This is a genomic window from Kitasatospora sp. NPDC052896 (genome assembly GCF_044547075.1).
GTDB lineage: Bacteria > Actinomycetota > Actinomycetes > Streptomycetales > Streptomycetaceae > Kitasatospora.
Genome location: NZ_JBITZU010000014.1, coordinates 111699 through 137716, shown reverse-complemented (window position 1 = coordinate 137716; position 26018 = coordinate 111699). Strand labels below are relative to the sequence as shown.

At 71.6% G+C, this 26018-nt stretch carries 34 protein-coding genes and 2 pseudogenes; 35 read left to right on the top strand and 1 reads right to left on the bottom strand.

The window, feature by feature from the left end; translation table 11 throughout:
• Positions 1-25 precede the first annotated feature (25 nt).
• The 25 genes and pseudogenes from ACIGXM_RS25345 to ACIGXM_RS25225 all read left to right on the top strand — a co-directional run bounded on the left by ACIGXM_RS25345 (position 26) and on the right by ACIGXM_RS25225 (position 19177).
• Positions 26-523, top strand: a complete 498-nt coding sequence (locus tag ACIGXM_RS25345; RefSeq protein ID WP_396564590.1) for a hypothetical protein — start codon at positions 26-28, stop codon at positions 521-523.
• Positions 524-647: 124 nt separating this feature from the next.
• Positions 648-1925: a hypothetical protein gene (locus ACIGXM_RS25340; RefSeq protein ID WP_396564588.1), complete on the top strand. Its 1278-nt coding sequence runs from the start codon at positions 648-650 to the stop codon at positions 1923-1925.
• A gap of 14 nt (positions 1926-1939) precedes the next feature.
• Positions 1940-2737 (top strand): hypothetical protein, encoded by a 798-nt coding sequence (locus ACIGXM_RS25335; RefSeq protein ID WP_396564586.1) that lies wholly within the window; start codon positions 1940-1942, stop codon positions 2735-2737.
• Complete coding sequence (locus ACIGXM_RS25330; RefSeq protein WP_396564584.1) at positions 2671-3177, top strand: hypothetical protein; 507 nt, start codon at positions 2671-2673, stop codon at positions 3175-3177. The genes ACIGXM_RS25335 and ACIGXM_RS25330 overlap by 67 nt, the downstream gene beginning before the upstream one ends.
• Before the next feature lie 29 nt (positions 3178-3206).
• The gene (locus ACIGXM_RS25325; RefSeq protein WP_396564582.1) at positions 3207-3641 is read left to right on the top strand and encodes a hypothetical protein; all 435 of its coding nucleotides are present in this window, start codon (positions 3207-3209) and stop codon (positions 3639-3641) included.
• A gap of 102 nt (positions 3642-3743) precedes the next feature.
• Positions 3744-5531 carry a type IV secretory system conjugative DNA transfer family protein gene (locus ACIGXM_RS25320; RefSeq protein WP_396564580.1) on the top strand — a complete coding sequence of 596 codons (1788 nt, stop codon included), beginning with the start codon at positions 3744-3746 and terminating at the stop codon, positions 5529-5531.
• Positions 5528-6451: a hypothetical protein gene (locus ACIGXM_RS25315; RefSeq protein WP_396564578.1), complete on the top strand. Its 924-nt coding sequence runs from the start codon at positions 5528-5530 to the stop codon at positions 6449-6451. Before ACIGXM_RS25320 ends, ACIGXM_RS25315 begins: the two co-directional genes overlap by 4 nt.
• A gap of 36 nt (positions 6452-6487) precedes the next feature.
• Positions 6488-6706, top strand: coding sequence for a hypothetical protein (locus ACIGXM_RS25310; protein WP_396564576.1), 219 nt, complete (start codon positions 6488-6490; stop codon positions 6704-6706).
• Positions 6703-7848 (top strand): DnaB-like helicase N-terminal domain-containing protein, encoded by a 1146-nt coding sequence (locus ACIGXM_RS25305; RefSeq protein ID WP_396564574.1) that lies wholly within the window; start codon positions 6703-6705, stop codon positions 7846-7848. Before ACIGXM_RS25310 ends, ACIGXM_RS25305 begins: the two co-directional genes overlap by 4 nt.
• Positions 7849-7925: 77 nt before the next feature.
• Entirely contained in the window at positions 7926-8498 is a 573-nt protein-coding gene (locus ACIGXM_RS25300; protein ID WP_396564572.1) for a hypothetical protein, read from the top strand.
• A gap of 1 nt (position 8499) precedes the next feature.
• Positions 8500-8679, top strand: a pseudogene (locus tag ACIGXM_RS25295) (DNA cytosine methyltransferase); the annotation flags it as partial.
• 115 nt (positions 8680-8794) lie between these two features.
• Positions 8795-9046 (top strand): annotated as a pseudogene (locus tag ACIGXM_RS25290) (DNA cytosine methyltransferase); the annotation flags it as partial.
• Positions 9047-9830: 784 nt separating this feature from the next.
• Positions 9831-11036, top strand: a complete 1206-nt coding sequence (locus tag ACIGXM_RS25285) for an MFS transporter (RefSeq protein ID WP_396564570.1) — start codon at positions 9831-9833, stop codon at positions 11034-11036.
• 31 nt (positions 11037-11067) lie between these two features.
• Positions 11068-11766, top strand: a complete 699-nt coding sequence (locus ACIGXM_RS25280) for an HAD family hydrolase (RefSeq protein WP_396564568.1) — start codon at positions 11068-11070, stop codon at positions 11764-11766.
• A 133-nt stretch (positions 11767-11899) separates the two neighbouring features.
• Positions 11900-12487 carry a DUF4913 domain-containing protein gene (locus tag ACIGXM_RS25275; protein ID WP_396564566.1) on the top strand — a complete coding sequence of 196 codons (588 nt, stop codon included), beginning with the start codon at positions 11900-11902 and terminating at the stop codon, positions 12485-12487.
• Positions 12484-13242: a glycosyl hydrolase gene (locus ACIGXM_RS25270; RefSeq protein WP_396564564.1), complete on the top strand. Its 759-nt coding sequence runs from the start codon at positions 12484-12486 to the stop codon at positions 13240-13242. Before ACIGXM_RS25275 ends, ACIGXM_RS25270 begins: the two co-directional genes overlap by 4 nt.
• Positions 13239-13706 carry a hypothetical protein gene (locus ACIGXM_RS25265; protein ID WP_396564562.1) on the top strand — a complete coding sequence of 156 codons (468 nt, stop codon included), beginning with the start codon at positions 13239-13241 and terminating at the stop codon, positions 13704-13706. Before ACIGXM_RS25270 ends, ACIGXM_RS25265 begins: the two co-directional genes overlap by 4 nt.
• A complete protein-coding gene (locus tag ACIGXM_RS25260; protein WP_396564560.1) occupies positions 13703-14353 on the top strand; it encodes a hypothetical protein in 651 nt (216 codons plus the stop codon). The genes ACIGXM_RS25265 and ACIGXM_RS25260 overlap by 4 nt, the downstream gene beginning before the upstream one ends.
• Positions 14350-14847 (top strand): hypothetical protein, encoded by a 498-nt coding sequence (locus tag ACIGXM_RS25255; protein WP_396564558.1) that lies wholly within the window; start codon positions 14350-14352, stop codon positions 14845-14847. Before ACIGXM_RS25260 ends, ACIGXM_RS25255 begins: the two co-directional genes overlap by 4 nt.
• A gap of 23 nt (positions 14848-14870) precedes the next feature.
• Positions 14871-15428 carry a hypothetical protein gene (locus ACIGXM_RS25250; protein ID WP_396564556.1) on the top strand — a complete coding sequence of 186 codons (558 nt, stop codon included), beginning with the start codon at positions 14871-14873 and terminating at the stop codon, positions 15426-15428.
• A 37-nt stretch (positions 15429-15465) separates the two neighbouring features.
• Positions 15466-16293, top strand: a complete 828-nt coding sequence (locus ACIGXM_RS25245) for a winged helix-turn-helix transcriptional regulator (protein WP_396564554.1) — start codon at positions 15466-15468, stop codon at positions 16291-16293.
• 95 nt (positions 16294-16388) lie between these two features.
• Positions 16389-17222, top strand: coding sequence for a DUF317 domain-containing protein (locus ACIGXM_RS25240; RefSeq protein WP_396564552.1), 834 nt, complete (start codon positions 16389-16391; stop codon positions 17220-17222).
• A 21-nt stretch (positions 17223-17243) separates the two neighbouring features.
• Complete coding sequence (locus ACIGXM_RS25235; RefSeq protein WP_396564550.1) at positions 17244-18107, top strand: DUF317 domain-containing protein; 864 nt, start codon at positions 17244-17246, stop codon at positions 18105-18107.
• Positions 18108-18129: 22 nt separating this feature from the next.
• Positions 18130-18657 (top strand): hypothetical protein, encoded by a 528-nt coding sequence (locus ACIGXM_RS25230; RefSeq protein WP_396564548.1) that lies wholly within the window; start codon positions 18130-18132, stop codon positions 18655-18657.
• A gap of 25 nt (positions 18658-18682) precedes the next feature.
• Positions 18683-19177 (top strand): hypothetical protein, encoded by a 495-nt coding sequence (locus tag ACIGXM_RS25225; RefSeq protein ID WP_396564546.1) that lies wholly within the window; start codon positions 18683-18685, stop codon positions 19175-19177.
• Between the two features lie 4 nt (positions 19178-19181).
• Here the strand turns inward: ACIGXM_RS25225 and ACIGXM_RS25220 are convergent, their stop codons facing one another.
• The gene (locus ACIGXM_RS25220) at positions 19182-19448 is read right to left on the bottom strand and encodes a hypothetical protein (RefSeq protein WP_396564544.1); all 267 of its coding nucleotides are present in this window, start codon (positions 19446-19448) and stop codon (positions 19182-19184) included.
• 219 nt (positions 19449-19667) lie between these two features.
• On the opposite strand from ACIGXM_RS25220, the gene ACIGXM_RS25215 reads away from it, so the two are divergent.
• The 10 genes from ACIGXM_RS25215 (at position 19668) to ACIGXM_RS25170 (ending at position 25765) form a co-directional block, all read left to right on the top strand.
• A complete protein-coding gene (locus tag ACIGXM_RS25215; protein WP_396564542.1) occupies positions 19668-19991 on the top strand; it encodes a DUF317 domain-containing protein in 324 nt (107 codons plus the stop codon).
• A gap of 47 nt (positions 19992-20038) precedes the next feature.
• A complete protein-coding gene (locus ACIGXM_RS25210; RefSeq protein WP_396564541.1) occupies positions 20039-20476 on the top strand; it encodes a hypothetical protein in 438 nt (145 codons plus the stop codon).
• 58 nt (positions 20477-20534) lie between these two features.
• Positions 20535-20876: a MarR family transcriptional regulator gene (locus ACIGXM_RS25205; protein ID WP_396564539.1), complete on the top strand. Its 342-nt coding sequence runs from the start codon at positions 20535-20537 to the stop codon at positions 20874-20876.
• Between the two features lie 29 nt (positions 20877-20905).
• Positions 20906-21175, top strand: coding sequence for a hypothetical protein (locus tag ACIGXM_RS25200; protein ID WP_396564537.1), 270 nt, complete (start codon positions 20906-20908; stop codon positions 21173-21175).
• A 47-nt stretch (positions 21176-21222) separates the two neighbouring features.
• Positions 21223-21435, top strand: coding sequence for a hypothetical protein (locus tag ACIGXM_RS25195; RefSeq protein WP_396564535.1), 213 nt, complete (start codon positions 21223-21225; stop codon positions 21433-21435).
• 97 nt (positions 21436-21532) lie between these two features.
• Positions 21533-21868: an esterase gene (locus ACIGXM_RS25190; protein WP_396564533.1), complete on the top strand. Its 336-nt coding sequence runs from the start codon at positions 21533-21535 to the stop codon at positions 21866-21868.
• A gap of 83 nt (positions 21869-21951) precedes the next feature.
• The gene (locus ACIGXM_RS25185) at positions 21952-22221 is read left to right on the top strand and encodes a MarR family transcriptional regulator (RefSeq protein WP_396564531.1); all 270 of its coding nucleotides are present in this window, start codon (positions 21952-21954) and stop codon (positions 22219-22221) included.
• A gap of 1052 nt (positions 22222-23273) precedes the next feature.
• Positions 23274-24281, top strand: coding sequence for a hypothetical protein (locus ACIGXM_RS25180; protein ID WP_396564529.1), 1008 nt, complete (start codon positions 23274-23276; stop codon positions 24279-24281).
• Positions 24282-24671: 390 nt separating this feature from the next.
• Positions 24672-25286: a hypothetical protein gene (locus ACIGXM_RS25175; protein WP_396564527.1), complete on the top strand. Its 615-nt coding sequence runs from the start codon at positions 24672-24674 to the stop codon at positions 25284-25286.
• Positions 25283-25765, top strand: a complete 483-nt coding sequence (locus ACIGXM_RS25170) for a hypothetical protein (RefSeq protein ID WP_396564525.1) — start codon at positions 25283-25285, stop codon at positions 25763-25765. The genes ACIGXM_RS25175 and ACIGXM_RS25170 overlap by 4 nt, the downstream gene beginning before the upstream one ends.
• Positions 25766-26018: the final 253 nt, after the last annotated feature.

The following is a 26018-nucleotide window of genomic DNA, read 5'->3' as shown; positions in this document are numbered from 1 at the left end:
CCAACGCCTCTAAGGAGCAGTCCCCATGGCCGTGAAGAAGATCTGGAAGATCACCCACTCCTGCGGGCACGAAGCCGAGCGCGACCTTTCCGGCCGCCCGGCCGACCGGCGCGCCGGCTACGCCGAGTGGCTCGCCAAGCAGGAGTGCACCGACTGCTGGCGGGCCTCCAAGGAGGGTGACGAGCAGGACAAGGCCGCCTGGCTGGAGGCCAAGCGTGCCGAAGAGCAGGCCGAGTCCGAAGCCTGGTCCGAGCAGTACCGCATGCCGCCGCTGGAGGGCACCGAGCGTGCCGTCGCCTGGGGCGTGCGCTGCCGGCACCAGATCCTGTCCGCTGCATACACGGCCCTTGTTCTCGAAGGCGAGACGAGCGTGGCCGAGTGGGAGGGGATCGAGGACGCTGCCCGCACCATCACCCGCGCCGGCTGGTGGATCGACCAGCGCGCCTCCGAGCCCGGCGACCTGACGGAGCTGCTGGAGGCGGCAACGGAGCGGGACCGGCCCGTCGAGAACCCCCACTTCTGAGGCGAGCGGCCTGGCTTCTACCAGGCGGTTCCGGCCGTACCAAACCGGCGAATCCTCGGATTCTTTCCCCGGCCGCCCGAACCCGCGGGCGGCTGGACCGCCGCTCTCCTTCGAGGTAGCTCCCGTGATCGCCCACCTGCGTCGTGCCAGCACCACCGCCGGCCTGCTCTCCGAGCTGTACGGGTCGGGCGAGCGCGGCCCGCAGGGCAGTGCCCGCCTGGTCGGCGGGGACTGCCACGGTGCCCCGATACTGTTGCTCGACCGCTCCGGGGCCCTGCCCGACCTCGCTCAGGTGCTCGACGAGCCGCTCCAGCGCCTGGGCACCCGGACACCGGTGCAGCCGGTGTGGATCTGCTCGGTCCGCTCCGACCCCCGGCACGGCGACCTGACTGATGCCCAGTGGGGCGAGGTGGCCCGGCGCGTGGCAGCCGCCAGTGGCATCGCTCCGGACGGCGATCCGGATGCCTGCCGGTGGATCGCCGTGCGCAACAAGGAGCGCCAGGTCCACGTCGTGGCGACCCTCGTGCGTGAGGACGGCCGACTCCACAACACCTACCGCGACGCCTTCCACGTCCAGACCGAGTGCCAGCGCCTCGCCGCCGACCTCGTCCACCTTCCCGGCGCCTGCATCCCCGCGCCCCGCTCCCCGGAGGTCTCCGTGCCTGCGCCGTTCATCACCATCAACATCGAACCCAGCGGCAGCGTCTCGGCCAAAGGCGCCACGGACGACCTGTCCGCCACGCTCCTCAAGCACGCCGGCTTCAGCGAGATCAGCGACTGGTACGGCCGACGCCACCGTCTGCCCACGACCACCGTGCAGAGCGACCGCGCTGCCATCGCCACCCACGCCGCCGAGATGCTCCGCGCCGCCCGCTACACCGTCCAGCTGGACCCCGATCTCGACGCCAGCCGGCTGACCACCCCCACCGACCCGCACGGCCTGCACGTCGTCGGCGGCCAGATCCTGCGGCTCACCGACCAGATCAGGGGCGCCGCCAACGCCAGGGCAGCAGCGAACGCCCTCGACCAGCTCCTCGACCCCGCCGACGGCGTCCTGGTCCGACTCCAGGAGGCGATGGAGGCCGCTGCCGAGCAGATCAGCGACCTCGACGACGATGCATACGAGCTGGCCGACCGCTTCACCGCCGCCTCCGAGCAGCTCACCAGCATCAGCGAGGAGCTGACCGGTGCGGCAGACGAGGTCCGTGCTCTCGACCAGTCGTCCCAGATGCGGGGCGGCGACTACCAGGCCAAGGTCGCCACTTACTACGCGACCGCCGTCACCAGCTCCGCCCGCGCCGTCTCCCCCGCCGCGTCCGCGCGTGGCGTCGGCCAGTCCCTTCCCCGCACCACTCCCGTAACGGCCACAGCGACCAACTCCGCAGCACGGCGGACCCGATGAACGAGGAGACCACTGTGCCGACCGACACGGACTTCTACGCCATGCCGTACGAAGACCAGGCCGACTGGCTCGCCGCGCACTTCACCGCGCACGGCCTGCCGGCCAGGGCAGTCGCCATGGGCGGCCCCTGCTACTCCGCACAGATCGCCATCGTGCTCGACGGCGACCGCCGCCACCTCAACCTCCAGTGGGAGGAGACCCTGCGGTGGCAGACCGAGGACCCCGAAGCCATCGAGTACCTCGACGAGGGCACCCTGGAAGACCTGACACCAGATCAGTCGGCCAGCCGAGTGTGGTCATGGCTCGCTGCCAACGGCGCGAAGGTCGCCCTGACCCCGGGCCCGCCCTCCCCCGCCGCAGCCGACCTCGAGACGATGTCCGAGCAGGCGCGCGCCGACTGGCTCGCCGGCCACCTTTCGGCTAACGGCATCCCCTGCAAGGCCGTTGGGATGGGCGGCTCCGCCGTCTCGGTGGAGGTTCCCGTCGCCTTCGACGATGTGCCCTACCGTCTCTACCTCGCTTGGGAGGACGGCATCCTGTGGCAGGTCGAGCCGAGGGACGGCGGCGAGGTCCCGGAGCACGGGCTGTGGTGGGCCCTCGCGCCCGAGGAGAGCACGGACCACGTCCGTGACTGGCTGATCTCCCGCGGCGGCCGGCTCGCCCTGCCCGGCCTCGCATCCGCAAGGCCCGACGTCCACTCGTCCAGCGAGGCGGCTGAGGCCGCCGTAGCTCCACACCGGCCGAGGTGGAACAGGTCCTGCACGAGGTGCTCGACCCCGAGCACGGGATCCTCGGCGCGCTCACCGAGGTGACCGCCGCCGCGACCGACTGGGTTCGAGCGCGGGTCACGTTCGACGACCCTTACGACAACCCGGCCTTCGCGCTGTGGATGCGACTCAACGGGTGCACCTCGATGCTCACCGAGATCCACCACGACCTGCGCCAGGCACCGCAGGAGGCCGCCGCTGTCCCCCGTGCCCCGGTCGGCTCCAACCGCCCCGAGTTCCTCCAGCGCCGGCGCGGCACCACCGGCATCACCGCCCGCGGGCCCGCTGAACCGTCGGTGCTGTCCGCACCCGGCGCGATGGACAGCTACGACCAGTACAAGCAGGAGCAAGCCACCGCCCGGTTGCACGCCGCCCGTGCATCCTCACCCACCGCCGGCCCGTCGGCCAACCAGGGCACCCGGCTCAACTCCCCGATGCCCGCAACGCAGCTCGGGCCCGCCGACCGTACGCCGCGCACCCGCTGACCCGACCCCACCGTCTCAAGGAGCATCCGATGGGAAACCTCGCCGACGACTGCGGCACCGATGTCGAGATCTACCGCAGTACCGACGGCCAGATCCGGGCCGACTCCCGCACTGGCGCCCCAGGGCTCATCGACCGCACCCTTCGCCAGTTCGGCTTCACCGCCCCACTCGACCCCGGCAACCCCGCCTCCTACAGCCTCCAGCCGAAGCGGCCCGGCGCCGACCAACTTCTCGCCGCGTCCGGTGCAGCCGGTCTTCTGGACGACTGCCTGTACCAGGTCGCCATCGAGCATCAGCTGGTCGTCGGCTACATCGGCAGCGACACCATTGTCCGTTCAGACGGGCAGCGCCTGGCCGCCGCACGGAAGACGTCCCCCGCTGCCGCACAAACCAACGCCACTGCCCAGCCGCCCACCGCTGCTCCTGTACCGGCCGCCAAGGTCCCTCAGCAGCGCAAGCGCTGAAACGTTTCCTCTCCCTCGACCAGCAAAGGAGCCGTGCCGTGATCCGCAGCAGAGCCGAGCGCGCCCCGCCCCACCGCCCGCTCGCCACCCCCTGGACTCCCCATGCCTGCTCCGCGTACCAGCGCGCCGTCGACCACCACCGGCACCGACGCGCTCCTCTACCTCCTCTTCGGCCTCGTCGGCGCCGCTCTCGCCTTCGGCTCCCTCGCCTGGGTGACCGGCAACCTCACCAACTCCCTGCTCGGCACCGGCCCGTGGTGTCCGTTCAAGCCGGTCGACGCACTCCTTCACCCGCATGTCCTGTGGCCGCACCTCGCGCCGACCACCCTGCAGATCGGGGCGAGGATCGTCCCGGGCCTGCTCACCGCCCTGCTGGCTGGCATCGCGCTCGGCGTGGTGCTGCGTCGTCGCGGCGGCGCGAAGAACGGGCTTGCCCGCAAGGCCGATCTCGCTCCGCTGCTGGACAAGGAGATCACCGCCAAGGCGAAGAGCCTGCGGCCGAGCCTGTCCGACCTCAAGCCCAAGGACATCCGCCCCGCTGACCGGGGCATCCTTGTCGGCACCCTCTCGCCCGGCCGCGCGGAAGTCCGCGGCTCCTGGGAGGACGTGTTCGTCGCGATCATGGCGCCCCGCTCGGGCAAGACCTCCGGGCTGGCGATCCCCGCGATCCTCGCCGCCCCCGGGCCCGTGCTGCTGACCAGCAACAAGGCGGCCAACGACGCGTTCACCGTGACGGTCGACGCCCGTGCGAAGCTGGGCACAATCTGGACGCTCGACCCGCAGCAGATCGCCCACCACCCGCGCGAGATGTGGTGGGACATCCTGGCCGACGCCCGCGACCTCGCCGGCGCCAAGCGCCTCGCTGGGCACTTCGTCGCTGCCAGCGTGGATGAGTCCAACGGCAGCGACTTCTGGTCGACCGCCGCGAGCAACACCCTCGGGGCACTGTTCCTGGCCGCGGCCTCGTTCCGGCGCCCGATCACCGACGTGCTCGCCTGGCTGGCCTCCCCTGCGGACCGCACCCCGGTGGACCTGCTGACCGATGCCGGCCACCATGCGGTCGCCGCCCAGCTCCAGGGCACGGTGTCCGGCGCGACGGAAACGCGTGACGGCATCTACGAGACCGCGCGGCAGTACGCGAGCTGCCTGCTGGATCCGGAGATCGCCGCGTGGGTCACGCCCACCCAGGGCCTGCCCGAGTTCAAGCCCGCCGACTTCGCGACCTCCCGGGACACCCTGTACCTGCTCAGCAAGGACGGCGGAGGCAACGCCGGGGCGATCATCGCGGCTGCGGCCGACGCGGTGATGCGCGCGGCAGTGATCGTCGCCGAGCGCTCCGGTGGACGGCTCGACCCGCCGGCGCTGTGCGTCCTCGACGAGGCCGCCAACGTCTGCCGAATCAGCGACCTGCCGGACCTGTACTCGCACCTGGGCAGTCGCGGTGTCATCCCGATGACGATCCTCCAGTCTTACCGGCAGGGCCAGAAGTGCTGGGGCGAGGCCGGCATGGACTCGCTGTGGAGCGCCGCCACCGTCAAGATCATCGGCAGCGGCATCGACGACAGCGACTTCGCGGACCGCCTCTCTCGCCTGATCGGCGATCACGACGTGCAGACCACCTCCGTCTCCACCAGCGACGGCGGCAAGTCCACCTCGGTGTCGATGCGCACCGAGCGGATCCTGCCCCCGGACGCCATCCGCGCGCTGCCCAAGGGCAAGGCGCTGCTGTTCGCCACAGGTCTCCGAGCGGCGATGCTCGAGCTGCGGCCCTGGTACAAGGAGCCCTCCGCGAAGGAAATCGGCCCGGCCTCAGTCCTGGCCACGCGGGCTATCACCGAACGGGCCATCGCCAAGAACGCCAGCCGCGACGACTTCGGACTGTCGGCATGAGCGCCCCGCAGCTCCGCTCGCTGTCACTCGGCGCCGGAGTCCAGTCGACCTGTCTTCTACTCCTGGCAGCCGAAGGTCATCTCCCCGGGCTGGACGTGGCGATCTTCGCCGACACGGGTTGGGAGCCCCGCTCCGTCTATGCGCACCTGGACCGGATCGAGCGGGAGATCGCCGAGCCCGCCGGTATCCCGATACTGCGGGTGTCCTCCGGCAACATCCGCGACGACGCCCTGGACCCGTCCAAGCGGTTCGCGTCGATGCCGCTGCACATCCTCAACCCCCAAGGCACGGAAGGGCTTTCACGTAGGCAGTGCACGGGCCAGTACAAGATCCGCCCGATCAAGGAGCAGGCCCGCCGACTGCTGGGCTACCCGCACCCACTGCGGATTCCGGCCGGGGTGTTCGTCGAGCAGTGGATCGGCATCTCGGTGGATGAGGTGCACCGGGCTAAGGACGCCGACGTCGCCTACATGAAGAACCGCTTCCCCCTGCTTGAGCTGGGTTTCTCTCGCGCCGACTGCCTGCGGCTCCTGCGCTCGCGGGGGTTCGGTGAGACCCCGAAGAGTGCGTGCCTCGGGTGCCCGTACCACGGCAACTCCCAGTGGAGGCAGCTGCGCGACGGCTCGCCGGAGGAGTGGCAGGACGTCGTGGAGTTCGACCACGCCATCCGCAAGGGCAACGCGCGGGCCACCGCGCAGGGCACTCCGCTGCTCGGCCAGGCGTACCTGCACCGCTCGCGCCGCCCGCTCGACCAGGCGCCGATCGACCGGGTCACGGCGCATGAGTGGTCCGGGCGTCAGGGCGACATCTTCGACGCCATCGCGGACGCCGAGCTGGAGAACGGCGATGCGGACGGCTGCTCGCCGTGGGCCTGCCGCTCCGGATCCCCGGTGCCCGACGGGTTCGACCTCACCGCCTGAAATCCCCTTCTCCTCAACGCCTTTCCGGAGTATCTGATGTCCTCGAAGAACCCCTCTTCGCGCGTTCCCCGCTCGGAGCGCCTGGCCGGCTCGCCGGTCGTCCGTCGTGGCGGCCAGTGGTGGCTGGTCACCGGGAGCGGAGCGATCCTGTCCACCGACCCGGTCTTCACCGGCGAGCTGGACCGCTTCGCCGCGGCGATGGCCGCCGCCGATCAGGCCGTCGCCGAGCTGCGCGCCGACCGGGGTCGGCGGTGAGGCCGCTGCTGCGGGCCGAGCAGGCGGTGCTCGGCGCCGTCCTGCTCGACCCGGCCCAGCTCGCCTCGCTGGCCTGGCTCGAGCCCGGCCACTTCTACCGGCCCGCCCACCGGGCGCTGTTCGCCGCGATGCGCGACCTGCACCACGCCGGCCAGCCCGTCCTGGACGCCGAGGGCAACGTCCCGCTGGACTGGGTGACCGGCACCGTGGCCGAGGCGAGCCGCAATGTCCGCGGCCTGAGCCCGAGTTACGCGCACACGCTGATCGCTGCGTGCCCGCGACCTGGGCACGCTGCTATGTACGGGCGGATGGTGCTGGAGGGCGCGATCCACCGCACGGTGACCGAGCACGCCGTGCGCCTGCACCAGGCAGCGCGCGCGGACGCCCTCCAGGGCGAGGTCGACGGCGCGCTCCACCAGGCCGACGTCCTCGCCGGTGTGCTCAGCGACCTCGCCCGCCGCTGGGGCACGCAGCCACGCCCCGCCGCCCGGCCCACTGGCGAGGCCCCTGTCGCCGTGCCGCCGGTCGGCGAGCGGGTGCTCGAGGACGAGCAGCTGCTGCTGGACGTGCTGACCAATCAGCCCCGTGCGATGGACGAGGTCGTCGGCTGGCTGCGGCCCGCCGACTTCGCCGACCACGCCCACGGCCAGCTCTACCGCTGCCTCGGGGCGCTCCACCACCGCGGCGAGCCGGTCGACGAGGTCACCGTTCTTTGGGAGGCACAACGGCGCGGCCTGCTGGCCGACGGAACTCTCACCCCCGATGCCGTGCGCGACCTGTGCGCCGGGGCCGGTGCCGGATCCGCTGAGTACCTCGGCGAGCAGATCCTGCGCTCCTCGCTCACGCGCACGGCCGCCACCAGCGCCACCGCGATCCGTGCTGCCGCCGAGGACGAGGCCCTGGCCCCCGGCCAGCTCATCGGCCACGCCCTGCACGCACTCGGCCAGCTCGACGAGGTCCGCACCCGGTGGCGCACCGCCACCGACCCGCCGGCCCCGACCACCACACCGCCCCCGCCAGCCGCACGGGTCGCCGCGGCCCAGGCCCGCAGCCGCAACCGGCAACCGACCCCCCGAGCCGCCGCCCCGACTGCCGCCCGGACCGCGCCGGCCGCAGCACCGGGCGCCCGCCACCACTCCTGACCCGGCCCAGCCGCACACGGCCACCAGCCGAATCGCTGACCCACCCCACCCCTGCGACCGAGAGCCCACGAGCACCCATGGACCGCTTCATCATCAGCCAGGGCGAGCAGCTGCTCACGCTCGCCGACCAACTCACCGACGGAGCGCGGCATCTGGCCCGCCTCAGCCCGACCGCCCGGCTGCCCGCCCCTGAGCCGCTTTCCGACGTCCTGGCCGCCTTGGCTGCCCTGCAGCAGTACGTCCTCTCTTGCGCCGGCGACGTGAACGAGACCGGCGACCTTTGCGCCGAGAACGTCCACGCCTATCACCGCGCGGTGCTGGGACACGCTCTGCTCGCCCCGGTGATCGGCCAGGCGATCACCGCAGCGTCCGCCGCACTCATCGCCGCCGACCACAAGATCGCCCGGACCCGCGCCACGCACCTGCCAACCGCTACCGTGCGCGTCTACCTCGACCTCCTCGACGCCCAGACCATCCTGGTCACCGCCGCCGGCTCCCTGCGCCTCCTCGCCGAGCAGCTCACCCACGACCAGCCCTCCGCCCTGGACGACCTCGCCGCACTGCGGGCGACTCCTTCGCGCCTCCATGTCCTGGCAGCGCCCGAGGAAGGTTTAACCGAGCTGGCCACCCTGCGAGTTCGGGGCCGCTGACATGAACGACGCTCCCGCTCAGCCGCTGATCGGATCGCTCTGCTCAGGCTATGGCGGTCTCGACCTTGGCCTTCAGGCTGCCCTCGGCGGCCGGGTGGCCTGGCACGCGGAGGTGGACCCTGACGCCTCGCGCATCCTGGCTCGGCACTGGCCCGAGGTCCCGAACCTGGGCGACATCACCGCCATCAACTGGGCCGATGTGCCGAGGGTTTGCGTCTTGACGGCGGGCTTCCCCTGTCAAAGACGTCTCGGTCGCCGGCCGCCGTGCCGGACTCAACGAGCACACCCGTTCCGGGCTGTGGCTGCACGTGGCGCGTGCGGTCGAGGCCCTCCGCCCCTGCCTCCTGGTGGTCGAGAATGTCCGAGGTCTCCTCACCTCCCCCGCAGGTTCCCCTGGCGACGTGGAACCCTGCCCGTGGTGTCTGGGAGACGACCCAACCCAGCCTCCTCTGCGAGCACTTGGTGCCGTACTGGGCAGCCTGGCCGACCTCCGGTACGACGCTCGGTGGCTCGTGCTTCGCGCCTCCGACGTCGGAGCGCCACACCGAAGGGAGCGGGCCTTCCTCGCCGCCTGGCCCGCCGAACACCCTGCTCAAGACGCCGACCAGCAACATCGGCAAGAACGGCGGCAGCCAGCACCCCTCGAAGAGGAAGAGCGGCGGCCACGGCCCGAACCTCGCGGACGAGGTGGAGTGGCTGCTGCCAACCCCGAAGGCCAGCGACGGGATCAAGGGCTCGCCGAACCAGCGGCACGGCAACGGCGACCTGACCCTGCCTTCGGCGGCGGCCTCGCTCAGGGCGAGCACCACGCCGGGGCGGCGGCCGGGCAGGGACAACCGCCCGCCCTCGGCGGTGGCCCTGCCGCTGTGGCCGGAGGGCTGCACGCAGGAGGAGGCGACCGGTGGGGACCGTACGCCTCCGCCGTTGCCCGGTGGGAGATGCTCACCCGCCCGGCGCCGGCGCCCACCGATGAAGGCGGGCGCTTGCGGGCGGAGTTCGTCGAGTGGACGAGAAGGGCTCGCGCCGGGCTGGGTGACAGCCACGCCAGGGCTCGGACGCCCAGCCCAGCTCACCGCCCTCGGCAACGGCGTCGTACCGCAACAGGCCAAGCGAGCACTGGAGTTGTTGGCTCCGCCGTTCCCCCGATGCCCGCGCTGCGCGGGTTCGCCGGGGGCTTCTACCGGGCTTTTCCGGCCGTACCAAATCGCGGATTCTCCGGACCCTTCTCTCCGGCAGCCGCACTGACCAAGGGGGCTGCATGCCAGCGCATGTCCCGGTCCGCCGGGCGCCTGCCCGCGCGCCACCGGCTCTACCCGCACCGAGAGGTCCTCCTTGAGCACGTCCTCCACCGCCACCGGCCCTGCCCGGGACAGCGGCTACCGCGCTGTCCTGGGCAGGCGCCACGTCGCCCGTCTGCTGGGTGGCACCCTGATCGGCCGCCTTCCCACCGGCATGGCGCCGATCGCCATCATGCTGCTCGTACGGGCCGAGGACGGCTCGCTCGCGCTGGCCGGACTGCTGTCCGCGCTGTTCGGCCTCGCCGCCGCCGTGGGCCAGCCGCTGCTAGGCCGGATGGTGGACCGGCACGGTCAGACCCGGGTCCTCGTCGGGGCCACCGGCGCAGCAACGACCGCGTTCCTGTTGCTGCCGTGTGCCAGCCCGACCCGCCACCCGGTGCTGGCGGCGCTCGCTGTGGTCGTCGCCGGGCTGAGCACGCCGCCGCTGGAGGCCGGCCTTCGGGCGCTGTGGCCGGTGCTGGTGCCCGATCCGGACCAGCAGCGTGCCGCGCTCTCCCTGGACTCCGCCACGCAGGGCCTGGTGTTCGTCGCCGGTCCGCTGCTGGCCACCGCCTTCTCGGCCGGAGCCGGTCCACATACCGCCGTTGCGGCGACCGCGGCGCTCGGCCTGCTCGGGGCCGGGATGGTCGTCTCGGCCGAGCCGTCCCACACCTGGTCGCCGAACGCCCGAGAGCAGCACTGGCTCGGCCCGCTGCGGGTGCCCGGACTGCGTGTTCTGTTCGCCTCGCTCGCCGGCATCGGTGTGGCGCTGGGGGCGGTCAACGTGCTGGCGCTGAGCGCGGCCGAGCGCCACCACGCCGGATGGCTGGCCGGCCTCCTGCCCGCTGCACTGTCCGTCGGCAGCACGCTCGCCGGACTCCTATACGGACGCCGGACCTGGCCCGGCTCGCCAGTGGCCCATCTGGTCACCGTCACCGCCGGGTTCACCGCGGGATGGCTGCCGCTGCTGCCCGACCCGGCGCCGAGCGTTGCCGTTGTCTGCGCGGTACTGCCGGGTCTGTTCCTCGCGCCGCTGCTGACCGCTTCCTTCCTGACCGTCGATGCGCTCGCCCCGCGTGGTGAGACCACCGAGGCGTTCGCCTGGCTCATCGCCGTCATCGGCACCGGCCAGGCCGCCGGCACCGCCCTTGCCTCCCTCGCCGCGACCGCTGGCCCCCTCGTCTGCGCGGCCGTCCCGCTCACCGGAGCCGCAGCAGCCCTCGCCCTGCTGCACCGCGCCCGCCGCCACCTCACCTTCTGATCCGCCACACCCAACCGAAAGCAGCACCACCGTGAACACCTTCGCCGCCGCAACCTCCGTCTCCCGTATTCACGTTGTCTGGGACTGGAACGGAACGATCAAGGACGACCTCGACGACCACGTCTCCGCGCTGAACGCCACGCTGCCCGCGCTCGGCGGCGCGCCGGTCGACCGGGAGACCTACCGGGCCAAGCACACCGTGCCGATCCCGAACTTCTACGCCCGCCTGCTCGGGCGCACCATCACCGATGCCGAGTGGGCATCCAGCGACGCGGCGTTCCTCGCCCACCTGAAGGCCCAGCCGGTGCGGCTGCGCGCCGGGGCCGAGCAGTTGCTGGACGCGCTGCGCGAGGCCGGCCACACCCAGTCGCTGCTCTCACTGTGCCCGCACGAGACCCTGCTGCGCGAGGTCGAACAGGCCGGAATCGGCGCCTACTTCAACCAGATCGACGGCCGCACCGGCCCCTCCGGCGGCACCAAGGCCGCGGCGCTGGCCGCCCACCTCGACGCCCTCGGCCTGGCCACCAGGCCCGAGCGGGTGCTGCTGGTCGGCGACGCGATCGACGACGCGGACGCCGCCCACGCCAACGGTGCGGTCGCGGTGCTCCACACCGGCGGACTGCACCACCCCGCCAAACTCGCCGCCGCCGGCCACCCCCTCGCCGACAGCCTCGACCAGGCCATCGCCTTGGGCCTGCGCCTGGCCGCCGACCTCGCACCGGCGCGATGAGACCCGATCCTCGAAGTGCCCAACTCCACTGTGCCTGGGCGCTTCTAGCGCAGATTCCCGGCCGCGCCAAATCGCCGAACCCCCGGATCCTCTTCCCCATGCCGTCCTCCCACAGAGCCAGGAGTAACCCGCCATGTCCGACCCCATCCAGGGCACCCCCGACGAGCACTTCCGCGTGCCCGACGACGACCTCGACGACCTCGCTACCACCCTCGCCAAGACCATGGCCGAGGTTCGCCAGCACGGCGTCCTCCTCGACCGCCTCAGCTCCGAGGACGCCGCCCCCTCCGAAACCCACCGCACCGACCTCCCTGCCACCGGGGCTGAGGAGGACGCGGGGCCGACGTCCGTGTTCATCCTCGCCCTGGGCGGCGCGGAGTACGACACCGAGATAGCCGCGCTGCGCGACTGGGTGAACCACCTCTTCCTGCCCGTCTACGGCCGGGAGATCAGCACCACCCGCCCATGGTGTGCCCAGTGGGAACAGCACCCCGAGGCCGTGGCTCGCCTCCATGCTCTGTGGCTCGCGTGGCAGCAGCTAACCGACGTGGAGGCGGGGCTCTCCGGTCCCTCTACGTGGCACCGCGACCACTGCGACCAGGCCCTCGTCCATCTGCGCGCGCCCGACGGACCGTTCGCCGCCTGCACCACCTCGGCGAACCGACCCAACCACCGGCTGCTGGCCACCCCGGCTCCCGAACAGCTGGAGCTAGCCGCGTGATCACCGAACTCGACTTCAGCCTCGACGGCTTCGAGCCCGCCGACGCCGCCTCCGAACGCGCGGAGAGCGACCTGTGGCTGGGGGATCTGACTCTGCTGGCCGAACACCACACCACTCCCAACGGATCACACAGCTACGTCGTCGCGCACGACGGCTCGGTGACCTGGGGCGTGCCCGGCGAGCCTCAGCTCGTCGCCATCAAGATCGCCCGCAATCTCGCCGACGGGACATTCACCCTCGAGTCGGCCCGCCACGCTCAGGCGGCCTTCGCTCAGAACTGGCTGGCCGAGCGAGGCTGTCCGCCGGAGAAGCTCATCCCAAGCGACGACTTCCTGAAGCCCGCAGACGACCTGACGTCCCAGGCCGAGCAGCGGGTGCGGGAATCCGGCGAGCGCTACCGGGTCCTCGACACGTATACCTACGACTCCGAGCCCTGCGAGACGTGGGCCCTGGTTCGCGACTCGCGCGCCACCGAGCAGCCCGTGCGGGTCTTCCTCGAAGAGGCCGACCTCGATGGCGGCACCTACACGGTGCGCGAGGGCGCATTCGCCGACGAGCAGGCCGCCCGCGCCTGGCTGGACGAGCGCCCAGGCCCGCTGCCCGAGCCACCCGCGAACCCCGCCACGGCAGACCATCGCACCCGCGCGGCCCTGTCCCGCTCAGCAGGCACCTCGCTTAGCCCGAAGGCCGGAGCACAGGACAGCGCCGCCACACCCTCGTCCGCCAACCAGCCGACCCGAGGGAGGACACTGTGACCACGGCCCGAATGGCCTTCGCCGCCCACCCCGACGCCATCGCCGACCTTCGCGAACTGCCCGACGGCATCCGCGACCAGGCCCTTCTGCACCTGCAGGACCTCGTCCACGGCGAACGCGTCGCCACACGTCTGGACGGCCGCCTCGAAGGCTTTCACAAGGTCGTTCTCGGCGTCGGAGGCACCTGGGCCACGCACCGGCTCGTGGTGCAGTTCCGCGACGCGCCGGCCAATTCCAAGCACAAGCGGGAGGTGTTCCTCGTCGCCGCCGGGCCTCGCGCGGACTACGCCGTCTACCGCACCGCCCAACAGCGGACGAACCGCGCGCCACGTACGGCCGCCGACCTGCGCACCCAGGCGGCCCTGGCCCGCTCACCTCTCGGCCAGGACAGCGCGCCCCCAGCGCCGGCCGCCGCACCGCCCGTCCCCACCACCGCGCCGACCAGCCGAAGGGTCCTGTCGTGATCTCCGAGCACGCTCCCGCCTCCCGCGCCGAACTCGCCGCCCTGCTCGCCGAATCCGCGCAGAGCATTTCCGCGATCCTCGACGCCGAGTACCCCACCCCTGCCTCCCGCTCCTACCTGCATCCGGTCCTCGGTGCGCTGTCCGCGGGGCCGGGCGTGATCACCGAGCTGAACGAGCGCTTCGAGACGCTGGTCTCGCGACCGCTACCGGCCACGCCCGCTGGCCTGTTCACCGTCGCGTCCGTCGCCGCGGCGCTCGGCTGGCTGACCGAGTCCCTCGCCGAACTGACCACCACCGTCGACCAGATCTGCACGAAGGCCGGCATCTCCGACACCCCGCCCGCCGACCCGCCCGTCCAGGGCGCGGAGGAACTCGGCTTCCCTTTCAGTGCGGCGGAGTTGGACGCCATCCACACGGCCGCGCAGGCTGCCGGGCTCAGCGCCGGGCAGTACGTCGAGCTGCTGTCGCTGTCCCTGCTCGCCGACTCCCGCATCGCGGATGCCTGCGCCGAGATCTGTGACGGCTTGCTGGACGACGCGCGGTGCGTGCGGGGCGAGGCGAGCGACCACCTGTGGACGGCCGCCGGCTCCGACAGCCTGCCCACCCTGGTGCGCACCCTCCTGGCCCGGATGGAGGCGGGAGAGTGAACCCGCACGACGCCACCAAACAGCCCGGTGCCCACCTGGTCTTCGAGGTCCTCGCTGTCGAAGACCCCGAATCCCTGGTCACCCTCCACCCTTCCCGCAGCCCCCTCAGCATGCTCGCCGCGCTCGTCGCCGACGCAAGCCGGGACGCCGACCAGCTGCACTCCGCCCTGCTGGAACGGGCCGGAACAACGATCAAGACCCTCGAACGGCTCACCCGCGACCCAAGCGCCGACCTGTGGGACTCGAGCGGCGTGCGCCGATCGACCGGCGGCGAGATCGGGGTGCTCGCGGCTAGGCGCGGCCAGGCATTCGAGCAGCTGACCCGCGCCGTCCACTCCTACGAGCGCTGCCGGCCCGCACCCGTCAACGCGCCAACGGCCACCGCCGCGCTCAGCCGTAGCCCTCACTCACCGGCCCCGCCTGCCGTACCCGCACCGACTTCCGCTCCTGCCTCAACCGCCGCCACGCCGGTCAAGCCCGCCCGCTCCCGCTGAATCCCCCCAGAAGAGGTAACACCATGTCCACTGAGACCCACACCCGCAAGCTGGTCGAGCACCGGTACGGCCGCACCGTGGCCGAACTCCAGCTGAGTGCCGCTCGCCGCGCGCCGAGCGACCCCGTCCTTCCGATCGTCCTGCGGCGGCTGACCGCGCTTGCCGTCACCGAGGAGCAGGGACGCGACGCCCGCTGCCGCCTCCAGGTCGAGGGGCAGTGCCCGGAAGGCGATGGCGAACTCCTGGTGCTCTACGCCGCCGAGTTCCTCGACCTCGACCGGCAGAAGCAGGCAGAGGCCGAGGCCATCTGGGACCTCCTCGACGTCCGGCTTCTCCTCGACCAGCCCTCCGCCCGCCACTCCGAGGCAACGCTGCCGAGCCACACGGTGCTCGACGTCGAGCACCTGATGCCCGCCGCCCGCGAGATCGCCGCCGGCCTGCGGCATCTCACCCGCGACAGCCTGCGCGAGGGCCTGCGCACGTTTGGCATCCCGGTCAGCAACAAGCGGCTCGGCGTGCTCCTGCGGCGACTGCGCGAGGAGCGCACCGCACCGCACCGCGTCGTACGCCGCTGCCTGTGACCGCCAGAACCAACCGCCCGTTCAATGGAGTTCCGCCATGCTCACCCCCACCGCACCCAACTCCCAAGCCAGCGCTCTCAATGAGGTGCGCGTTGAGGAGGCTCTTCGGGTCGTCGCACCGAAGTGGACCACCTGGGTCGTACAGACGCTCGCCCACCACGGCCCGATGCGAGTCAGCGAGATCAACGCCGGCCTGCCCTTCGTCCACAACACGCTCCTGTCCAAGCGCCTGGCCGAGATGGAGTCCCGCGGGCTCCTCACCCGCGCGAACGCGACGCGAGCGCCCTACCAGCTGAGCGAAGCCGGGCGCGCCCTCGCGCCGATTCACCGTTCCCTCGCCGACTGGTCCCAGACCCACCTTCCCCGCCTCGGCCAGCTCGCCGGCGCCGAGCGCGTCGAAGACGCACTTCGGCGCCTCGCCCCCCGCAACACCACGGCCGTCATCCAGACCCTCGAAGCCCACGGCCCCCTCCGGCTCACTCACGCAGCGGAGGCATCGGGCCTGGATCTCCCATCGCTCCAGTACCGCCTGAACCGGCTTCAGCGAGACGAGTTGGTCACCCGCAACGGACCGCGCCACGGCGACCCGTACACGCTCACCGAAGCCGGCCTGGCCGCGCTCCCGATCCTCGAATCCGTCGAGCGCTGGGGCCAGTCGCTGAACGCGCCACCGCCCGCAGCCGCCCCCGGGGCGTCCCGCGTCCGCACCAGCCCCGAGATCATCACGGTGGGAACCGCCCGCACGGCAGCCGCCCTGCGCCGCACCGCCGCACCGCCGAGCGGCCTGTTCAGCCACTCCCCGGCACCGCAGCCGAGGGTGCCGGCGGCCATCACCGCAAGGTCAACCCCCGGCCGCACGCGATGAACACCGCCAGACCCGCCCCCGCCGCGCGCCCACCCTGGCGCCTTTGCCATCGCCCGCGGGCGCGCGGCCCACCTGTCTCCAGGAGCACCGTCACCATGAACCTCACACCGCCCGACCCGCAGATGCTGGTCCGCCCCGTCTACCTCGCTGGCCATGGCGACCCCGAGCTGATCACCGGCCCCCTCGAAGCCGCCCCCGGATGGGGCAAAGCCGTCACCAACGCTGGCACCCACTACGTCAGTCCGTGCCAGACCGTGCACATCGCGCACGTGCCGGGCAGCTGGTACGGCGGTTGGAAGGTCCTCGCCCACCGCGAGCCCCTTGGCCCGCCGGTCTGGGCCGCCTCCTTCACCCGAAACACCCCGGCCGAGATCACCTCCGCCTTCACCACCACCCTCGTCGACGGCCTGCGCAGCAACCACCGCGACTACCTCAACGGTGGGTCCAAGTTCCAGCCTCCGAGCCCCGCTGGCGCTCTCGCCGACCGCGGGTGGATCACCGACAACGAGGCCCAGCAGTACCTGTACCAGCGTGCCCCCGAAGGCCACGCCGCTTTTCGGATGCGCAAGTTCCACCTCGACGAGGAGGCCGAACTGCTGGAGCAGGGCCCACCGCAGTGGACGCTTCACGCCTGCGTGGAGCGTGAGAACGGCGAGCGCTGGCACGCCGACTTCACCGGATCCACCCCGCTGTACCTGGTGCGCGAGGCCGTGGTGGCGTTCAGCAGCACCAACCCCGTCGTCCGGGCGCTCTTGGCCGTCCCCGAGCGCAACCTCTCGTACGTCCGGATGCGGCGCGTGCCCGAAGCCGCCGCGCCGCGCCAGTCGGCCGCCCTCGCCCGCACCGCCCAGCCCCGCCAGCCAGGCCCCGCACCGGCCGCCCCGCCGACGACCGCCAGCGCCGCCGCGACCGCAACCCACCGCCGCTGACCCGCACCGATTGGAGGAGCCGTGCCGTACTACCCGAACGACGAGCGGTGGCCCGACGAGTACCACGTCAGCCCGCGCTACCTGGCCGGACCGACGTTCACCGGCGATCCTGCCCTTCGCCCCCTGCTCGACGCGGGCTGGAACCTGAACCACGATGACCTGGGCAACGTCTACGTCAACTCACCAGACCAGAAGCTCCGCCTGGGCTACCTGCCAGAAGGCGAGGACGACGCCCTGTGGCAGATCACGGCGTACTCCAATGCCTTCGCGGCGCCCCGGTGGCTGGTCACCTACAAGGACAGCGCTCCCACGGAGATCGTCACCGGGTTCACCACCGCGCTCGCGAAGGCCCACGCCGAGGGCCCCGACTCCTACCTCGCCGATCGCGGCGGTGACTTGGCGGAGCTCAACGTCGGCACGCCGCTGGTAGCGGCAGGCTGGAGCCACCGATTCACTGCGGCCGACGTCATCTTCGAGTCTCCCGACGGCCTGGCCGAGGTCCACCTGCGCCGCAACCACCTCGACAACGCTGCCGAGATGGCCGGCAATCGAGAACGCTGGCTCACCCTGGCCGGCCCGCCTGACCAGCAGTGGTACGCCACCGCCTCCTCCCACACCCCGCCGGCGCTGGTGACGGCGATGAACTGGGCGCTCACCGACCCGGCCCCCGTCATCCGCTACGGCGACGATGTGCGCCTCCTGCCGCCACAGGCCAAGGCAACACCTGTCACACCGCCCGCGCCGACCCCGCTCGATGTCCGCCGCGCCCACGCCGCCCGCGCACGCTCCCCCATCGGGCACCCCGCCGCCGCGCGGCACAGCACCAGCCCGGCCGCACGCCAGCACTCGCTGCCCAAGATCCCGGCCCAACTCAGCCGCCGCTGATCCAGTCCTGTTCGGAGGAACAGTGAACAACGCGCCCGACCCCGCCCACAGCCAGCAGGCTGCCGCTCCGCCAACCCTGGACTCGTCCTGGAACACCGACGCAGACGTCATGGCGCGGCTCAGCAACGCGACGCTCGCGCTGCTGGATGTCCTCGTCCACCGGTTCGACGACGAGCTGGTGTTCTCCGAAGCCCTCTGCGGTGGCGGCGAGTTCATGTGCGAGCTGGAAGGGCTCGACGAGTCCTTCGGACCGCTTGTCGAGGCCGAGGCCGCCCGTGTTGTCGCTGAAGCGGCCGGGCTCCCGCCTGCCGGCCTGTTCTCTCCGTCGATGCCGGCCTACCTCGCCACCATCGACGCCCTCCCGCTGCAGCGCCAGGCGAACCTCGTACTCGAAGCCGCAGACCGCTACGCAGGGGCCCCGGCGCCGCCCGACCCACGCGTCGCCGCCTTCTTCGCGCGTTCCACAGTCCGCTCCCACAGCGTCACTGTGTCGGCGTCAGCCGCCGGCCCCGCCGCCGCTCCTCGGCCCTCGACCGCACCCCGGCGGTGACCCCTCCATGTCTAAGGAACCCACCGTGCCCGACTCCGCTACCTCGCCCCTCGACCAGGCCGATGCGCTGATCTCGGCTGCCTGGGGACGCCCCATCGAGGAACTGGAAGCCCTCGCACCTCGCCGCCCAGTGGACGACCCACTGCTGCGGTCAGCAATGCGCATCCGCTCGTCCCTGGTCGTGTTGAGCACCAACATCGCGGTCCACCAAGACCGTCTGCACGCGCTCACCCGGCCAGGGCACACCCCGGCCTTCTACGACCTGGAGCGGATCACCGACTCCGCGTCCGGTCTCCGGGTCGCGCACGCCGAGAGCCGCACTGCTTTGCAGGCCATCGGCTACGTGATCGATGCCCGCGATGCCGCCACTGCCGCAGGGCAGCCGCCGGCGGTCCGCCTCGCGCAGGCCGCTGTGGCCCGCTCCGCGCACGCCCCGCGCCCTCTGGGCCAACCACCCGGTGAGCTGGCGCCGTTGGCTTCCAGCGGCCCTGCGGCGGCCGTGTCCGGGCCCAGGCGATAGCGGTTCAGTCTTCGTGCTGCTCGCGGTCGGCGCCTTGCCAGGAGGAGCCGACCGCGCGGGCCAGCTCGTCCAGGGTCAGCTCGATCCGGCCGCCGTCTGCGGCACGCTCCCGCACGACCGCATCCAGCGCCGGCCGCTCCCGGCGCGTGCGCACCGCCCACTGCCCGTCGTCGACCATCGCGATGTCACCCACCGTCCAAGGCCGTCCGGCCGACCGGATCTTGCGCTCCAGCGCCGCCCCGTCCCGGTGTCTGCTTGCCCGCTCGGTCACTGCGTTCCCCCTTCGTCTTGCTGCGGCCGTTCGCCGCAACCCACTTACGACACGGACAGGGCCGTATTCATTCCCGTGCGTGTCTGCGGCGCGCCTTACCTCTGGCAGTTCGCCTACGGCAGACGCCCATCCCCGTGAAACGACTACGTACTTCGGCATGCGCCATGCCAACGTACGGGTGTCGGGAAAACCGCAGGTCAACGAAGGGATCGTCCAACCGTGACCGCCTCTGCAACCCTCGCCCACTACACCCCGCAGGACCGCGACCGCCTCGTCAGCGACCACTGCGCGGAGCACGTCCTGCTCCTGCTCGACGCCCTGGGCTGGACCGTGGTCCAGACTCCCGAAGCCAACTTCCATGCCACCAGCCCGGACACCCGCCTCTACCTCGCGTGGCTCCCTGAGGACCCCGGCGCCTGGGTGCGGGGAATCGTGTGGCGGCTCGAGGTCACGCCGCGCGAAGGCCAGCCCTGGACCCAGGAGTTCAGCATCGACGCCCCCTCCGAGGCCGTCGCCGCGTTCCTCGCCACACTCACCGGCTGACACCAGCAGCGACCCCATAGGCCCAACCGACCGAAGGAGCAACCACCGTGTCCCGCAGCATCGAGTCCGCGCTCGCCGACGACCTGCCCAAGGGAGAGTCCCCGATCGCCGGGCGCCTCCTCTACCAGACCCTCCAGGCACGCGGTCTGCCCTTCGAGCCCATCCACACCGGTGGCGGCTACTTCGCCCTGTGGCTCGAACTGCCCGACGGGGAAATCCTCATCACGGACGACGACGCCCAGATCGCCCGACCCGCCGAGTTCCACAGCACCTGGGTCGCCTGCTTCTACCGCAGCGTCGAGGACGACATCGACGACGAGCCCCTTGAGGTCTACATCGGCGACGGCACCCTCTCCCACCCCGAGGACACCGCCGCCTGCGTCTCGGCCGTCTCCGCCTGGCTCAAGGCCCGCCAGCCTCCTCACGAACAGCACGGCAGCCGGAACAGCTTGCTGGCCACGCCGACCTACCAGTTGTCGGCCTGACCGACCGCCACCGGGGCGGCCCGAATCGCATCGGGCCGCCCCTACGAAAGGAACCCACTTGAAGCTCACCAACACCATCGTGTCCATCACCACGGCCGCCCTGACCTGCGCGTCCGTCGGCACCAGTGCCTGGTACCACTCCTGGCTCACTCTCGGCGCCACCATGGCGCTCTTCACTGCGACGGAGATCGTCAGAGGCGCCGCGCAGGGCCACCAGGTCGGCGTGGCCGCCTACCTTGCCCGCCACCCGCTGGCCTCCGCCGCGCAGGTCAGCTCCGCACTCGGCCTTCGGCCCCGAACCGCCGCGAGCACCCTGTCCAACCTGGTTGCTGACGGGCTTGCGGTCAGGCACTCGGCGACCGCCGATTCCGATGCCACCACCTTCAGCCTGAGCCTCTGACCCCGCCCTGCAACGGAACGGACACCTTCGTGCCCCACAAGACCACCCTCACCAACCACCACGCTGACAGCTCCATCTGTCCGAAGGAGCACAAGTACACCGTCACCGGCAAGCCCACCCACCCCGACTGCCCCGGTCGTGCCTACACCCGAGCCGCCTGCACGTGCGGCTGGGACTTCCAGTGCCCCGGCAAGGGCTACGCCGACGAGGAGCGCAAGCGACACCGCACCACAAACCCGAAGCCCACACCCGGCGGCCCCAAGGTCCTGCGCGACCTGCTCCGCCTCGACGCCGAGTAACTCCAGCTCCCGCCGCCGCCCCGATCCCGCCTACCCCGGAGGTCCCCGTGCCCCAGTACCTGACCGTCGGCCACCTTCTCCGCCAGCTCCAGAACATCGACCCTGGCCTGCCGATCCGACTCGCCGTCAACCCCGACTGGCCCTTCACCCACTACGTCGGCGCCGACATCGTCGTGCAGGACGGTGACGCCTTCATCGCTGACGACGGCCAGGAGGGCTACCTGCCGCCCGCCGTCCGCGACGCCCTCACTTGGGGATGACCGACCACCAGCGTCCACCCCACCGAGCCAGGAGGCCCCAATCACCCACAACCCCACGACGAGCCCCACTGCCCTCACGGATCTGGCCCTGCGGCCGATGCCGCCCGGCGCGCGCGGCGCGCTCGTCCAGCGCGTCACCATTCGCCCCGACGGCCCCCTGGACGTCCGGTGGCTGCCCGCCAGCTCCGCACCGCTCGGCCTCGGCCTCGGCCAGATCCTGCTCATCTGGGAGCCTGCCTCCCACAGCGGAATGGACGTCACCGCCCGCCTCGGCCTGGCCACCACCGAGGTGCTCCTGGCCACTTGGCCCGCCGCTCCCGATGACTGGCCGCACCTGGTGCGCCCCACCCTCGCGGAGGTCACCAGCTTGTGCGCCGCGCTCAAGGTGGCCACCGCCGCGATCGAGTACGCCAACCGCCTCGCGCGCTCCTGATCACCGAGACCACCAGGCCGCCCCGCGCCCGCCGGCAGGGGCGGCCTCGCCATGTGCCCACAGGTCCAAGGGGGTGCTCAGGATTGCGTACGCTCATCAGCAGGAACGACGAGGAGACGACCATGGCCGACGACCAGCAGCTCTGGGGGTACGAGGAGGTGGCCGCCTACCTCGGCAGCAGCGTCGGCGCCGTCCGCAGCCGTAGGTCACGGGGCAGCATGCCTGCGCCCGATGACACCAGCGTGCCGGACCGGCCCAGGTGGCGCCCCTCAACAATCCGTACCTACAAGCCCCTGGGGCGAGGCTTCCGCAGCGACCTGCTCACGAGCGCCCGGCCCGCCTCACCCAGCTGAGCTTGCGCTGGCGGGGCGCCGTAGGACTCCTGGACATCGGACCGGACCGCCGGGCGGATCGAGCGAGCTCACAGTATCTGCGCGATGGCAGCCCGCAGCGGGCGCGAAATCCCCGACACCGTCGACCGCTTCCGCGATGATGAAGCGATGGAGCAGAACGAGGACACCGGCACCACCGCAGACGATGAGCCCGAGTGTCAGTGACCCGTCCTACGCTGCTGGCGGACCGAACCATCAGTCAGCACGGAGCTGGGATGCCGCCACGCCTCAACCCAAACCAGGTCGCCGAGCGGATGCGTGAGGCCGGGGCAGAGCCCTTGGAGCCGTACCCGGGGGCGGACAGGCCATGGCGCTGCCGCTGTACGACCTGCGGGGCTGAGGTCTCCCCTCGCTGGTCGTCCATCAAATCGGGACAGGGGGCGTGCAGGCCCTGCACGGTCAAGCGGACTGCGGAGAAGAGACGGTCAGACCCCGGGTCAGCCACCGAGATTCGCGCCGCCGGTTTTGAACCGCTGGAGCCCTACCCCGGCCTCACCAACGCCCCCTGGCGGTGCCGCTGTTCCACGTGCGGCAACGAGGTCACACCACGACTGGCCTCGATCCGGGCGGGGCAGGGCGGCTGCCGGTACTGCGCCGACGCCGCCAACGCCCAGCGGCAGCGCAAGGACCCGGACCAGTGCGCCGCCCAGATGCGCGAGGCCGGGATGGAACCGCTGGAGCCCTACCCCGGGAGCAACCAGCCGTGGCGGTGCCGCTGCACCCGCTGCGGCACGATCGGTGCCCCTCGGCTGGACGGGATCAGACAAGGCCAGGGCGGCTGCGTCCCGTGCGGCAAAGAGGTCGCCGCCGCTCGTTGCCGAGCGCGCGCACTGGACCCGGTCAAGGCCGCCGACGAGATGCGCGCGGCCGGGCTGGAACCCCTTGTGCCTTACCCCGGGTCGGACAAGCCGTGGAGGTGCCGGTGCACCCGCTGCGACCGGGAGCCCTCACCCACTCTGGTGGGAGTCCGGGCAGGACGCCGCTGCCGGTACTGCGCCACTCATGGCCCAGCCTTGGCCGTCCCGAACGTCCTCTACGTGATGGCCCATGCTCAGTGGAAGGCTTTGAAGATCGGCATCGGGGTGTGCACCGGCTACAACTCCCGCCTCATCCAGCATCGCCGTCAGGGCTGGATCCTGATCCACTCCCGCACCTTCCCGACCGGCGCGGCGGCCAAGGACGTCGAACAGGCCGTCCTTGCGCGCCTGACGGCTGCCGGGCTGGCCCCATTCGTCACCAAGAAGCTGATGCCGAACGGCTGGACCGAGACCTGCGACATATCCCGGATCAGCGCCGACCAAGTGTGGGCGATGGTCACCGAGGAAGCCGACCAAGCACAGCCGGTCATCATCCGGGCCGACGGTACCCGCCGCCTCACAGCCCACGGCCTGTTCGACCCCGCTACCGCCGCCGACCAGATGCGAGCAGCAGGACTCGAACCGCTGGAGCCCTACCCAGGTCGCGCGAACCTCCCCTGGCGGTGCCGCTGCACCACCTGCGGCAACGAGGGGACACCACGGCTCGCTGGCATCCGAGGCGGGCGCGGGGGCTGCCGCCCCTGCGGCAACGCGACAGCCCGAGCCGCCGAGGTCGCCACGAACGCGCCCATCGCCACCGCCGCGATGCTCGCCGCCGGGTTCGAGCCGCTGGAGTCCTACACGGGCAGCGGCAGCCCGTGGCGGTGCCGCTGCACCCGCTGCGGCAAAGAGAGCACTCCCCGATTCGACAACGCGCGCAGCGGCAGGAGCGGCTGCCGCCACTGTGCCGGTAGAGGCCCGGGAGACCCCGGCCAGGCCACTGCCGACATGCGGGCTGCCGGACTCGAACCCCTCGCCCCCTACCCCGGGGCCTCCGAGCCGTGGCCGTGTCGCTGCACGACCTGCGGCAACAAGGTCACACCCCGGCTCTCCAGCGTCCGGCGCGGAACAGGCTGCCGGTACTGCGGCGTCCAGCGACGCTCTAACGCCCGGCGTGGCCGCCCGTACCGCAGCACAGCCAGCAGCGACGCCACGCTGTTCTGAAAGGCTGCGAATCGGCCGGCGGTGCCGTCACCAATACAGCGAACTGCGGAAGCTGCGACGCGAGGTATACCGGATGGCATGAATCAAGTTCACTGTCCCGAGTGCGGCTCGGCGGATACCGACGACACCAAGAACCCGGATCAGCCTGACCCGGCAGCCGGCAACGTGTGGCGGTGCCTCCGCTGCGACACCAGGTTCCGCCCCTCCGCGTGCCCGAAGTGCGGGTCGTACCGGGCCTACGGCTGGCGTGGTGTCTCTGGCGCCGACTTCGTCAGTCCCCGGCCCTGGGGAACCTGCTGCGACTGCGGGGAGGAACTGGTGCCGCTCCCGGACAACGGCCTGTAGGGAAAGCGCTCGCGCAGCGGTTCCCCACGTACGGATACTGGCCCGATGACACGGCACCGGACGAACGGCCCCGCTTCGCCGGACCAGCGGTGGCGCGCGGTTGAGGAGCCATACCGCGCACTCGTGGTCCGCAACCGGGTGGACGAGCAGTTCCTTGCCATCGAGCAGCAGCACCGGCGGCTCCAGGAGTTCTGCCGGAACATGACGACCGCTGGGGGGCTGCTGGCGATCTTCTCGGCGGACCGCAGCCGGGGCATCACCGACGTGGACTTCTTCCTGCTCGCGCTCCGACGGCTGCACCGGGTAGGCGAGCTGATCCGCCGAAGCGCGCTCCCCACCGCACCACTCCGGCAGCAGTTGCGGGACTTCGACCAGCGGATCAAGCCCGTCATGACCATCCGAGACGTGTTGGAACACCTGGACGACGTAGCCGTGGAGGGCCGGGGCGGCATCGGCTGGGGAATCGGCGACGACCGGTTGTCCGTCACCTACAGCGGAGTCACCATCGACACCTTCGAGCTGTTCACCGCCGCCCGGAACCTACACGCGGCGGTCCGCACCGTCGTGGACCCCATCGCCGCCAACGAGCCCCACGGCCAAGCCCCGATCATCGACATGCACCACGGCCCAGCCTGCGCAGCTCTAGGCTCGCCGTCGTGAAGGCCATGTCCGAGACGGCCATCCAATTCCTGAGCGCTGCTTCCGGCACCCTCGACGGTCCACAGCTCCTCTGGGACACCTACGAGTCCGGCCAACTCACCGCACCGGACCTCCACGACGTGATCCCCGACATCTGGACGCGCCACGACTGGCCCGAATGCGCCATCGGCGCGGACCGCTGGATCACCCTGTTCCGCACCGCCGGATTCGTCGCCCTGCCAACCAACCTCGCCGCCCCCACCGCGCCGCTCGCCGTCTACCGAGGCGCGACCGAGGACCGTGCGCGGGGCATGGCCTGGAGCTGGGAGAGATACAAGGCCGAGGAGTTCCAGCAGCGGTACACCAAGCTCGGCCGCACAACCCACCTGTACACCGCGACCATCCAGCCCGCCGACGTACTGGCCGTCTTCGGCACCCGAGGTGAGCACGAGGTCGTCGTGGACTCGCGGCAACTTGCCCGCATCAAGCGCTGCGGCTGACCGCCACCCGTCGGTAAAGGCGTGGCCGGCACCGCCGCGCACCGCGGCCTACGCAGGAGGAGTTGTCCTCCACAGTCAGGCCGCGCCGAGGACGCGCTGTGCGGTTCACTGGCTGACCTCGAACCGGCGCCCAAGGCCCGCACACCGACACCCTCGTCTTGGAACAGGCGGACCATCTCGGCGGCCTGGTCGGCGTCGAGCGCCGCAGGACGGCCGATCTCCCCCCGGCAGTGCGGGCCGCAGCAAGACCGCC